We start from the raw sequence: 11952 nt of genomic DNA on the forward strand, positions 1-11952 counted from the left end.
CCCGCCGGCTCCGCGTGCGGACGCGGAGCCGGCGAGGGGGAGGCGGCCCGGCGGTCAGCCGCCGGGTGTGACGCTGTCGAACGCGTGCAGGTACGCGTTGACCGGTCGGACGTCGCCGACGGCGAGGCCGGCGTCCGCCATCCTGGCGGCCATGCTCTCCCGGGTGTGCTTCGCGCCGCCCACGTTGAGAAGCAGCAGCAGGTCCATCGAGGTGGTGAACTTCATCGACGGGGTGTCGTCGACGAGGTTCTCGATGACCACCACCCTGGCGCCCGGACGGGCGGCCGCGACGACGTTGCGCAGGGTCCTGCGGGTGCTGTCGTCGTCCCATTCCAGGATGTTCTTGATGATGTAGACGTCCGCCTCGACGGGGATGGACTCCCGGCAGTCGCCGGGGACGATGGTGACCCGGCCGGCGAGGGAACCGCCGTCCCGCAGCCGGGGATCGGCGTTGGCGACGACGCGCGGCAGGTCCAGCAGCGTTCCCCGCAGGCCGGGGTTCTTCTCCAGCAGGCTCGCCAGGACGTGGCCCTGACCGCCGCCGATGTCCGCGACGGTGGCCGCTCCCGTGAGGTCGAGCAGTTCCGCCACGTCCAGCGCCGACTGCACGCTGGAGGTCGTCATGGCCTGGTTGAAGACGTGCGCGGACTCGTGGGCGTCCTCGTGGAGGTAGTCGAAGAAGCCCTTGCCGTACAGGCCGCCGAAAACGCTGCCGCCCGTGCGGACCGCCTCGTCGAGGCGCGGCCAGGCGTCCCAGGTCCACGGCTCGGTGCACCACAGGGAGATGTACTTCAGGCTGTGCGGGTCGTCCTCCCGCAGCAGCCGCGACATCTCGGTGTGGGCGAACGTGCCGCCGGCCTGCTCCGCGAAGATGCCGTAGCAGGTCAGCGCCCGCATCATCCGCCGCAGGGACCGGGGGTCCGCCCCGACGGACTCCGCGAGCTCCTCGGCGGTGGCCGGGGACTCCCCCAGCGCGTCGGCGACGCCGAGCCGGGCGGCGGCCCGGACCGAGGCGGCGAGGGCGGCGCCGAAGACGAGTTCCCTCAGCCGCATCGACGGCGGGGTCGCGGTGCGGACGGCGCCCGCCAGGGTGTCCGTGCCGTGCGCAGCCGTGCCGGTCGTGCCGGTCGTGCCGGTCGTCATGCGCACGTCCCCGCGTTCTGGGAGACGCGGCAGTAGTTGCCGGAGAAGACGTTGCCGGTGCCGGTGTCCCGGTTGGCGAGGTCCGCGGGGCGGTTGGCCAGCAGCATGTTCGACTGGATCAGGTTGCCGGTGTTGGGGGCGCCCACGATGCTCTTGAAGAGCACGATCCCGCCGGAGAACGGGGAGGTTCCGACGTTGCTCCAGACGGCGTTGGAGGCGACGGTCGCGCCCTCGACGCCGGTGAGGACGATGCCCGCGCCCTGGATCCTCGGAAGGCGTGCGGTCTTGGCGCACGCCTTGTTGTTGTGGTGCACGCGGTTGCCGCGCACGGTCAGGTCGCCCGTCCGCGGGACGCCCTCGTCGCCCACGACGAACATGCCGGCGCAGTTGCCGGTGATGACGTTGTTGTTCACGTACAGGTTGCGCAGGCGGCGGACGGTGACGCCGATGCGGTTCCCGGCAAGCAGGTTGTCCATGACCACGGTGCGCCGGGTGTTGACGGCACCGGCCTCGGCGTCGATGGTGTTCGACACGAAGATGCCCGCGTCCGCGTTGTCACGGGCCGCGTTCCCCCGGATCTCGGACCGCAGGGACCGCTCCTGGGCGATGCCCCAGTTGCCGTTCGCCACCGCGGTGACCTCGCGGATGCTCAGCTTGTTGGTGCGCGACGCCCAGATGCCGTTCTTCTTGAACTTCGACACCGTCAGCGAGTGGATCCGGACGTTGGTGGCGGGCTTCGCGTCGGTGCCCAGCACGCAGATGCCGTTGCCGCCCAGGCCGCAGACGTGTGTCGGCTTGGCCGTGGACGGCATGAGGACGGTCCGGTCGCCGGCGCCGCGCAGCGTCAGGTCGGACTTCCTGATGAGGACGCTCTCCCGGTAGACCCCGGGGGCGATGTCGATGGTGTCCCCGGGGCGGGCCCGGTCGACCGCGAGCTGGATCGATCCGCCGGGGACCACGTCGTAGGTGGTGCGGGCGCCTGCCGGTGCCGCCACGCCCAGGCCCGAGGTCACCATGAGAGCCACACAGCCGAGGTACATGAACTGTCGTTTCGTCATGACCTCAAATTATGTGGCGAATAGGACAAGTCGCCACATAGATCGTCCATCAGGAGCGTGTCGTGGAAGCGGTCCCGGCAGGACCGGTTCAGCGGGCCCCGTCGCCCTCGAGCCGGCGCAGCCGCCCGGCGTCACCCGTACGGGGGAAAACCGGTTCAGCCGGAGGTGTCGCCCTCAAGCCGGGACAGCCGCCCGGCGTCACCCGTACGGGGGAAAACCGGTTCAGCCGGAGGTGTCGCCCTCGAGCCGGCGCAGCCGCTCCGCGTCACCCGTGCGGGGGCACGTGCCGCATGCCTCGGCCGGACGGATCGTGTAGTACAGGCAGCAGCCGGTTCGGGTGCGGGTCGGGTACGTCCGGCCCTCGCGGCCCGCCAGGCGGCGGAAGTCCGCGCCGCCGGGGAACGGGGCGACGGGCCCCGGCAGCAGTTCGGACGCGGCCCGCACACCCCGCTCCTCCTCCCCCAGCATCCGGCCGAGGTACCAGACGCCGGAGACAAGGTCGTCGCCCGCCATGCCCCACAGCGCACGGGGCCCCCGGCGCACCCGCGGGGCGATCGCGGCCAGCAGCGGGCGCACATGGCCGGCGAACCCGGCGCGCAACTCCGCACGCAGGGCCTCCTCGTGCGGCAGCACCCGTACACCCGGCAGCCCGGCGGCCGGATCGCCGGGGAGGCAGGCGAAGCCGCCCGGAACGACGGAGAACGCCCCGGTGGTGAGGCTGACGCGGACATCCCGGGGCCGAAGCCGCGGGACGCGGCGCTCCAGGCACCAGGGACCGCTCATCAGCAGGCCGACGGACCAGAGGTAGTCGTGCAGCGCACGGGAGGCCGCGACGTCGGGACGCGGAGTACGGCCGTGGTCGTGCTCCACCCGCAGGGTCTCGGCGGCGAGCAGGGCGTCCAGGAACCCGGGACCGCCGGCCAGCTCGGCGCCGTCGGCCCACCCCTGGGGGGTCCGCGAACCGGCTTCCGCGACCCGCGCGTCGAGGGCGGGGCAGAGCGCCGCGAGCCTGCGGAGCGCCGAGCCGGTCAGGGCGGAGCAGCTCACGGCAGGAGCAGCAGGGTACACCGGAGCCAGGGTCACGGACGCTCCTCGACACAACGACGACACCAACGAGGTAAGGGGAGGCTCACCTTAACCACACAATTGATCTCCGGAAGCAACCGGGGCCGTGTCGCGGCGAATTGACAGGGTTAGGTGTGCCTAACCTAGGCTCTCGCCCGGTGATCCGGAACCGTCGGACCACCGGATCCGAGCGCGGAGTGCCCCCTCATGCGGTTGTACCTGCTTGCCCTGAACCCGACCGACTCGGTCACCGAGGGATTCCTCCCGGCCGCCCACCGGCTGGGACTGACCGTCACCCTGCTCACCGACCAGCCCGCCGCGCACCGCGCCGCGCACCCGGACGTCGAGGTGCTGGAGTGCGACGTACGCGACTTCCGCGCCGTCATCTCCCGGGTGTCCGCCCACGGCACCCCGGAGGCGGTGTTCACCAACAGCGACCATCTGCAGACGCAGGCGGCGCTCGCCGCGGACTACTTCGGGCGGCCCGCCAAGGACTGGCGGGCCGCGCTGCGGACGAAGGACAAGGCCGAGATGCGCCGGCGGCTGGCCGCCATGGGCGCGGACACCGTGCGGTCCGTGGAGCTGGCCGCCGGGCAGGACCCGGCCGCCGTCGCCGCGGGGATCCCGTACCCCTGTGTGGTGAAGCCCCGCGAGGGCGTGGCCAGCGAGGACGTCGTCATGGCCGGGGACCCGGCCGAACTGGTGCGGCACTGCGCGGAGATCCGGGCACGGCGGCCGGGGGCCGCGCTGGTGGTCGAGGAGTACCTGCCCGGCGAGCTGCTCACCATGGAGACCCTCGGCGACGGGCGGGTACGCCATGTGCTGGGGGGATTCCGCACCGAACTGTCCCCTCCCCCGTACTTCGTCGAGGAGCGGCTCACCTACGTCCCCGGGCACCCGCCGGACGCCGAGAAGCAGGTACTCGCCCAACTCGACGCGCTCGGCGTGGGATTCGGCGCCTGCCACACGGAGTTCACCCTGCACCGGGGCCGCGCGCGGATCGTCGAGGTCAACTACCGTGCCATCGGGGACCAGTGCGACCTGCTGCTCGCCGGACTGCTGGACATCCCGTTCTTCGAGCACGTGCTGCGCACCCACCTCGGTGAGCCGCTCCCGCCCGAGCTGGGCGCGCGGACCGGCGGGGCGGCCAGACTGGACTACCCCTGCGCGGACCGGGCCGGGACCCTGACGTCGGCACCGGGTGCGAGCGAAGTGGAGGCGGACGGGGTGAAGCTGACGTACCGGCCGCTGCGCGGTGTCGGTGAGCGCCACCCGGTGTACCGCACCAACCGCGACTTCCTCGGCGTGGTGCGGGCCACCGGGACCGACGCGTCGGCCGTGGACCGCGCCGTGACCCGGTTCCTGGCCGCACAGCGCTGGGAGATCACCCCGTGACGGTCCCCGCGGCGGGCCCGGCGGGCCCGGCCGGGAGAACCGGCCCGGCGGGTGCCGGAGCCGAACTGCTGCTGAGGGTGCTCAGCGCGCTGCTGCGCGAGGACGTGGTGGGGCTGCGCAGCCGCAGCCGCCCGGTCGAACGCCCCGACGGGACCTGGCTGCGGCGGGCAACCCCCGGGGCCGGCGCGCTGCTGCTGCCCGTGCGCGAGGACGGCTTCCAGTGCGCGTGGGCGGCCAGGGAGCCGCTGCTGCGGCGGGAGTCCGACGGGGCCGAACTGACGGACACCGACGCGGTGCTGGCCGAACTCCGCTCCCTCGCACCGCCGGTGGACCGCCCCGGCTTCGACGCCTTCGCCGAGGAGTGCCGCCAGGCCCTCGCCGCCGCCACGCTGCACGACGCCACGGAGGAGGAGGTGCTGCGGACCCTCGCGGAGCGCCACGGCGCAGATCCGGCCGACTGGACCGGGCTGTCGGGCGGCCTCGCGCTGGAGGCCCTCGCCGCCCGGCTGGACCACCCGGTCTACCCCACCGCGCGCGGCAGGTCCGGCATCGGCGGTACGGCACTGCGGGCGTACGCGCCCGAGTTCCACCCCCGGTTCCCGCTGCGCTGGCTCGCCGTGCCGCGCGACGCCGTGACCGCCGAGGGCCCGCTCCCCTGCCCGGCGCCCTCGGTCCTCGGGCTGTCCGGTCTGGACGCCAGCCATGTCGCGCTGCCCGTGCACCCGCTCACGGCGGGGGGCCCGCTCGGCGAGGCGGTGCGCGCCGCGGGGCTCGAGGGCCGCGCCGTCCCGGCGCCGCGGGCCCGCCTGGACGTCGTCCCCACCCTGTCGATGCGGACGGTCGCCCTCGCCGGCCGGCCGGGGGTCCAACTGAAACTGCCGCTGGCCACCTCCACCCTCGGCCGGCTCAACCGGCGCACCATCAAGCCGGGAACGCTCTTCGACGGGGCCGCCGTGCAGCGTCTGCTGCAGACCGTGACCGCCCGCGAACCGCGGTTCCGGGACACCGTCCTGCACGCCGACGAGACCCGTTTCGCCCACGCCGGACACGAACTGCTCGCCGTACTGCTGCGCCGCCAGCCGGCGGGCCTCGACGGCTGCGCGGTGGTGCCCATGGCGGCCCTGCTCGCCCGGGCGCCCGGCGGGCGGCTGGTCGTCGACCACCTGGCCGACCGCTTCCACGGCGGCGACCCGGTCGCCCTGCTCGACGCCGTACTCACCCTGCTCCTGGACTTCCAGGCGACCCTCTTCGGGTACGGCATCGCCCTGGAGTCCCATCAGCAGAACGTGTCGCTGGTGCTGGACGCCACCGGCAGCGGCCCCCGGCTGCGGCTGCTCCTCAAGGACAACGACGGCCCGCGGATCAACGGCGGACGGCTGCGGGCCGCGCTGGGCACCGGCGCGCCCGGGCCCGGCGACTTCGACGACCCCCGCATACTCACCGACGGCGACGGCCCACTCGCCGACCTCTTCACCACCGTCACCGTCCATCTGTGCGCCGGGGCCTACGCCTTCGGCCTCGCCCGGCACGGCCGCGCCCCGCTGGACCGGCTGCTACGGCTCGTCCGCGACCGGCTGGCCGAGGCGGTGGAGCGGCTCGGAACCGGGCCGGGCGAGCCCGGAGCCGTGCTGCGGGCACGGGTGCTGGACGCACCCGCACTGCCCGTGAAGGCGATGGTGACCGCGGGAACCCTGCTGGCCAAGGAACGTTCGGGAGCGTCCGACATCAACAAGCACTACACCACCGGCCCCAACTACCTGCTGCGGGGAGTGTGAACCGGGATGACCTCCACCCGTCCTTCCGCGCACCGCCCGGCCCCGGCCGCAGCGCCCACCGCGCCCGCCGTACCCACCACGCCCACCGCCGGCGAGGCGGTGGCCCACACCCTCCTCAACTGCCTGCTGCGCGAACTGTGCGGACCGGGGCACCAGACCGCCGTCGCCGACGGGCACCTGCTGCTGCGGCTGCCCCGCCGCGGGGTGCTGCTGCGCGTGGCGCTGCGCCGTACATCGCTGCTCGGCGCCCACCGGTTCACCGGCCCGGTCACCGAGGAGGCGCCGGGCGGCTGGTCACCGGTCTGCTGGCGGCGGCTCGCCGAGCACATCCACGCGGAGCTGACCCTGCGCACGGGCGTGCGCAACGAGGAGTTCCTGGACCAGGTCGCCTCCAGCCACCGGGGCGTCGCCGCCGCGCTCGCCGCGCGGCGCACCGCGGCCGGGGCCTCCGTGCCACTCGGCGGGTCCCGCGGCGGGGCCTGCGGTCCGCCCACCGGATCCACCGGGTCCACCGGGTCCACCGGGTCGGCCGGGTCCGCCGGGTCAGCCGGGTCAGCCGGGTCAGCCGGGTCAGCCGGGTATCTGGCCTCGGAGCAGTCCCTCGCCCTCGGGCACCGCTTCCATCCCACACCCAAGGCCCGCGGCGGGGACGCCTCGACCTGGGCGGCGTACGCCCCCGAGGCCGGCGCTTCGTTCCCACTGCGGCTGCTCGCGGTGCGGGAGGACCTGGTCGCCGGGGAGTCGGCGGAACCGGGCTCCGGTGCGGCGCTGGACCGGCTGGGCAGCGCCCCGGACGGGTACCGGCTGCTGCCCGCGCACCCCTGGCAGTACGCGCTGCTGCGCGACGACCCCCGACTGCGAACCGCCCTCGCCCGCGGCGAGGTGCTCGACCTCGGCCCGGGCCCGGCGGCGTTCGCCGCGACGGCCTCCGTGCGCACCCTTTTCGACGGCGACGCCTTCCTGAAGTTCAGCCTCAACATCCGCATCACCAACTGCCTCCGCAAGAACGCGGGGTACGAACTCGCCGGCGCGGTGGCGCTGACCCGGCTGCTGGAGCCGGTCCTCACCGAACTGACCGCCCGCTTCCCCGGCAGCGACATGCTGCGCGAACCCGCGTACCGCAGCCTCGCCCTGCCCGGCCCGGACGGGGTGCCGGTGCGCGGGCTCCTGGAGGGCCTCGGGGTGATCGTCCGCGAAGGGCTCGGCAGGCGGCTGCGGCCCGGGCTCACCCCGCTGCTCGCCGCGGCCGTCGCCGACGAGTACCCCACCGGGCCCGCCCACGTCTCCCGGCTCCTCGCGGACACCGACCCGCGCACGGCCCTGTCCTGGTGGCGCGCCTACCTCGCGCTGCTGGTACCTCCGGTCCTCGCCGCGTACTTCGACCACGGCCTCGTCCTGGAGCCGCATCTGCAGAACGTCCTCGTCTGCGTGGACGGCGGGGGCCTGCCCCGCCAGGTGCTGTTCCGCGACCTGGAGGGCACCAAGCTGCTCCCGGACCGGCACGCCGCCGCGCTCGCCGCGCTGCCCCCGGACGTGGCGGGGCCCATGACCTACGACGCCGGGCGCGGGTGGGACCGGGTGGTCTACTGCCTCCTGGTGAACCATGTGGCCGAGATGCTGGCCGCACTGGCCGATCTACACCCCGGCACGGAGGCCGCCCTGTGGGCCGAGGTCCGGGACACGCTCCGCCGCCACGCCGACGGGCACGGGCGGCAGCCGCGCCTCGACGCGCTCCTGTCGGGCGCGCCGCTGCCCGCCAAGGCCAATCTGCTCACCCGCTGGGCGCGCACCGCCGACCGTGAGGCGCGCTATGTGCGGCTGCCCTCCCCGCTCGCCGAGGACGTGCTGTCCGGGGCGACGGGCACCGACGACGACGTACGGAGCGCACGTTGAGCCACTCCCCGACGGACGCCACCGGGCCGGCCGCGACCGCCCCCGCCGGCACCGCCGCACCCGTCATCCCCGCCGCCCCCGCCGCCCCCGCCGTCAGCGCGGCGGTGCGCGAGCGGGCCCTCTCCCTCCCGGCCGGGGAACTCCCCGCCTACCTGTACGACCTGGGCGCGCTGCGGGAGCACGCCGACGCGATACGGAGGGCGCTGCCGGAGCGGGTCGAGTTGTACTACGCGGCCAAGGCCAATCCCGAAGCGGAGATCCTGACGGCCCTTTCCCCGTACGTGGACGGATTCGAGGTGTCCTCGGGGGGCGAACTGGCCCATGTGGCACAGGCCGTACCGGGGCGTCCGCTGGCGTTCGGCGGTCCCGGGAAGACACCGGCGGAGACGGCGGCGGCACTGGCGGCCGAAGTGGCGCGGTTCCATGTCGAGAGCGCCCACGAGCTGCGGGTACTGGCCGCTCTCGCGGCAGAGCGGCCGGCGTCCGCACCGCCGGTCGAGGTGCTGCCGAGGTTCAACCTTCCGCTGTCCGACGGCGCGTTGCACAGCAGTGCGCTGTCCATGGGCGGCAGGCCGACACCGTTCGGGCTGGACCCGTCCGAGGCCGGCGAGGTGATGCGCCACCTCACCGGCGGCTCCTGCCCCGGCCTGCGGGTGCGCGGGATCCACGCCCACCTCGCGAGCGGACTCGGGGCGGCGGACCAGCTCGCCGTCGCCGAGTCCGTGGTGGACTGGGCCGTACGGCTCTTCGACCGCCACGGCGTGCCGCTCCACGAGGTGAACGTCGGGGGCGGCATGGCCGTCGACTACGCCGACCCCGGCGCCCGCTTCGACTGGGCCGGCTACGGAGCCGGGCTGGCACGCCTCGTCACGGCCCACCCCGACCTGCGACTGCGCATCGAACCGGGGCGTGCCCTGACCGCGTACTGCGGCTGGTACGCGACGGAGGTGCTGGACGTGAAGCGGAGCCACGGCGAGGACTTCGCCGTGGTCCGCGGCGGAACGCACCATCTGCGCACACCGGCGACGAAGGGCCACGACCAGCCCTGTGCCGTGCTGCCCGTGGCCCACTGGCCCCATCGCTGGCCCCGCCCCACGGCACGGGGGGACGGCGTCACCGTGGCGGGGCAGCTGTGCACGCCGAAGGACGTACTGGCCCGCGGGGTGCCCGCGCCCGGCCTGCGGGCCGGCGACCGGATGGTGTTCGCACTCGCGGGCGCCTACGCGTGGAACATCTCGCACCACGACTTCCTCATGCATCCCCGGCCCGGGTTCCACTTCCTGGGCCGGTGACGGCGTCCGGGGCCGGTGACGGCGGAGTCTTCCGTGGGCGCTCGCCCGCGGCACGGAACCGACCTGGGACTCCTGCGACCGACGGCGGTAAGCGGCCGCGGCGATCATCGCCCGGCACGCCCCGATCACCCAGGTGATGTCCGACTTCAACGACAGGTTCCGGCGCCTCGACAGACGGTTCCCGTTCCCGCTGGAGGAGATCCGCCGGCTTTCCCGCGATCCGGTCGTGCAGGGGCCGTGGTGATCGGCCGGGCGTTCCTGGAAGAGCAGCCACTGAGTCATCCCCGAAGCGCTCCCGGCGTCGTGTGCCGCGCGGTGGCGCAGACGCCCGGTGCCGTTCCGGAGCCCCTCGTTCGCGCCGCACCGCGAGGCGTCCGTCCGGTACGTTCCGCACTCGTGCTCCGGCCTCAGCCGTTCGCCGGGACGATCATGGCGTGGCATGGCACGTAGCATCAAGGTTGTGGAGACGACACACCGGCCCGCCGTGCGGGTGATCTGCCTGGATGCCGCTCAGCGCCTACTCCTCCTCCACTGGTGTGATCCGTTCGACGGTGTGATGCTCTGGGAGCCGCCCGGTGGCGGCGTCGAACCGGGCGAGACACCGCTGATCGCGGCTCGCCGAGAACTGGCGGAGGAGACCGGCCTGGACCCCGCCGCCGTCCGTGACCGGTCCGTGTCGGTGGAGCGCGACGTTCGGTGGAACGGGAAGCGGCAGGTCGGGCCGGAGGACTTCTTCGTGGCTCATTTCGCCGAGGAGCGGCCGGCGTTGAGTCCGACCGGCCTCCTGCCCGATGAACAGGTCGGTCTCCACGGACACGCCTGGGTCACGCGGTCCGACCTGGGCACGCTGGCGGATCGAATCGAGCCGCCGACGCTGCCGTCCGTTCTCGCGGCCCTGGTGCCGGACGGTCCCTGGCGCAACCCGGTGCGTTGACCGGGAACATTTCGGTGGGGCCGCCTTCGCAGGTGGGCGTCCGCCCCGGCGGGCGCCTTTGCCACCGTGGACACGAACGCGCTCGCGCGTCGTGCGGCGAGGACGCCGGCACGGCGTGCGCGGGTGTGGCGCCCGCGGACAGCGCTGGAGTTCGCGGGTCCGGACGGCGCGGTCGTGGTGGTGCGCGCGCAGGCCGGGGCGTACTGCCCAGCGGCCCGAGCCATGGTCCGTGCGGTCACGGCGCCGAGCGGCGCGGGGGTTCCGGCGGGGTGCAGAGGGCGGCCGCGCGGGGGGCCGCGCGGATGATCGCGCCGACCAGGTCGGGGGCGGGCTCCCGCTCCCGGGCCCGGTCCCGGTCCTCGCGGGTCCGTCCGGAGTGCTCCGCAGCAGGCCGCCCGGGGTGCTCCCCACCGAGCCACCCGGGGTGCTCCACGGCGGATCGCGCGCCGCGGTGGGCGGGGAACCCCTCGGGGTGTCCGCCGGTCACGGCCGGCTCGGCAGTCGGCTGCCCCGGCGGCAGGCGCGGGCCGCCACCAGGAGCGCCCGGACGCGGTGGCCGGCCTGCCCGGGCTCGTCCACAGGGGCGGGGAAGCGCAGCAGGACGTCCTCGTGGCTGGTTGGGTACTCGAGGCGGAGGGTGATCCCCCGGCGGTCCATGGACAGCGGCCACACCCGGGCCACGCCCTGGAGCAGCCGCGGGTCCACCAGCCGGGTGAGCAGGGCCACCGCGTCGGCGTGGTCGTCGACGAGGTGGGTGAGCATGGCGGCCTCCTGGCGGGCGAGCACATCCGGCCGGGCCAGGGCGAGTTCGTCGAGGCCGACGGTGACCGGCCCCGCGGGGGTCTCCAGGGCGACATGCGCGGTGACCGTCCGGAACGTGGCGATGCCGGACTCCTCGCCTTCCGGCGCGGCCCGGGCCAGCCATCCGGCGATGGTGACGCGGGAGCGCACCCGGTCTCGGACCGCGACCGGCGCGATGTCGGTGAACTTCAGTACGGCGGGGAGCGTGCCGCGCGGCGCGAGCGCGACCTCGCCGGCCAGCCGGGAGTCGGCGGGCAGCCGCAGCAGCGGTGTGCCGTCCTCGCCGACGCCGTGCGGACCGCCGCCGACCAGGTCGCAGGTGTGCCCGTCGGTGATCGCCGTGAAGGATTCGGCGGCGGCCAGCACGGTGCGCACCCGTTCGGCCGGGCTCGCCTGCTCGCCCGCGCAGACGTCGTCGTCAGTCATTCCACACCCCTCATCCGGTTAGGTAAGGCACACCTAACTTAGCCTATGGCTCGGTGGGCGCGCATCACCTGCCGGTGCCGAGGCCGGACCCGCCACCAGCGAGCGGGGACCCGCCGCTACCGGGGCGGGACCTGCGCGCCGGGCCCGCTCGGCAGGGGCGGCGGGCCGGG

9 protein-coding genes are annotated in these 11952 nt (G+C 74.5%); 5 read left to right on the top strand and 4 right to left on the bottom strand.

The genetic code is table 11. From position 1 onward, the window contains the following. Positions 1–54: 54 nt before the first annotated feature. The 3 genes from DDQ41_RS09755 to DDQ41_RS09765 form a co-directional block, all read right to left on the bottom strand. Entirely contained in the window at positions 55–1143 is a 1089-nt protein-coding gene (locus DDQ41_RS09755) for a methyltransferase (RefSeq protein WP_109294143.1), read from the bottom strand. Next, complete coding sequence (locus tag DDQ41_RS09760; protein ID WP_245990778.1) at positions 1140–2201, bottom strand: right-handed parallel beta-helix repeat-containing protein; 1062 nt, start codon at positions 2199–2201, stop codon at positions 1140–1142. Before DDQ41_RS09760 ends, DDQ41_RS09755 begins: the two co-directional genes overlap by 4 nt. Before the next feature lie 222 nt (positions 2202–2423). After that, positions 2424–3284, bottom strand: a complete 861-nt coding sequence (locus DDQ41_RS09765; RefSeq protein ID WP_109294145.1) for a (2Fe-2S)-binding protein — start codon at positions 3282–3284, stop codon at positions 2424–2426. Positions 3285–3473: 189 nt separating this feature from the next. On the opposite strand from DDQ41_RS09765, the gene DDQ41_RS09770 reads away from it, so the two are divergent. The 5 genes from DDQ41_RS09770 to DDQ41_RS09795 all read left to right on the top strand — a co-directional run bounded on the left by DDQ41_RS09770 (position 3474) and on the right by DDQ41_RS09795 (position 10555). Further along, complete coding sequence (locus DDQ41_RS09770; protein ID WP_109294146.1) at positions 3474–4661, top strand: ATP-grasp domain-containing protein; 1188 nt, start codon at positions 3474–3476, stop codon at positions 4659–4661. Then, a complete protein-coding gene (locus DDQ41_RS09775; RefSeq protein WP_109294147.1) occupies positions 4658–6436 on the top strand; it encodes an IucA/IucC family protein in 1779 nt (592 codons plus the stop codon). Before DDQ41_RS09770 ends, DDQ41_RS09775 begins: the two co-directional genes overlap by 4 nt. A 6-nt stretch (positions 6437–6442) precedes the next feature. Beyond that, on the top strand, positions 6443–8329 hold the full coding sequence (locus DDQ41_RS09785; protein WP_262508411.1) for an IucA/IucC family protein: 1887 nt from the start codon (positions 6443–6445) through the stop codon (positions 8327–8329). Continuing rightward, the gene (locus DDQ41_RS09790) at positions 8326–9621 is read left to right on the top strand and encodes a type III PLP-dependent enzyme (RefSeq protein WP_394342133.1); all 1296 of its coding nucleotides are present in this window, start codon (positions 8326–8328) and stop codon (positions 9619–9621) included. Before DDQ41_RS09785 ends, DDQ41_RS09790 begins: the two co-directional genes overlap by 4 nt. A 439-nt stretch (positions 9622–10060) precedes the next feature. After that, a complete protein-coding gene (locus DDQ41_RS09795) occupies positions 10061–10555 on the top strand; it encodes an NUDIX hydrolase (protein ID WP_109294148.1) in 495 nt (164 codons plus the stop codon). A 483-nt stretch (positions 10556–11038) separates the two neighbouring features. On the opposite strand, the gene DDQ41_RS09805 is transcribed toward DDQ41_RS09795, so the two are convergent. Continuing rightward, positions 11039–11782: a DUF2470 domain-containing protein gene (locus tag DDQ41_RS09805; protein ID WP_109294150.1), complete on the bottom strand. Its 744-nt coding sequence runs from the start codon at positions 11780–11782 to the stop codon at positions 11039–11041. Between the last annotated feature and the right edge of the window lie 170 nt (positions 11783–11952).

Source organism: Streptomyces spongiicola (assembly GCF_003122365.1).
Lineage (GTDB): Bacteria > Actinomycetota > Actinomycetes > Streptomycetales > Streptomycetaceae > Streptomyces > Streptomyces spongiicola.

Excerpts from the sequence above, each read along its gene's own strand:
- DDQ41_RS09755 (WP_109294143.1), bottom strand. The coding sequence starts at position 1,143 with ATGACGACCGGCACGACCGGCACGACCGGCACGGCTGCGCACGGCACG.
- DDQ41_RS09760 (WP_245990778.1), bottom strand. The coding sequence starts at position 2,201 with ATGACGAAACGACAGTTCATGTACCTCGGCTGTGTGGCTCTCATGGTG.
- DDQ41_RS09770 (WP_109294146.1), top strand. The coding sequence starts at position 3,474 with ATGCGGTTGTACCTGCTTGCCCTGAACCCGACCGACTCGGTCACCGAG.
- DDQ41_RS09785 (WP_262508411.1), top strand. The coding sequence starts at position 6,443 with ATGACCTCCACCCGTCCTTCCGCGCACCGCCCGGCCCCGGCCGCAGCG.
- DDQ41_RS09795 (WP_109294148.1), top strand. The coding sequence starts at position 10,061 with ATGGCACGTAGCATCAAGGTTGTGGAGACGACACACCGGCCCGCCGTG.
- DDQ41_RS09805 (WP_109294150.1), bottom strand. The coding sequence starts at position 11,782 with ATGACTGACGACGACGTCTGCGCGGGCGAGCAGGCGAGCCCGGCCGAA.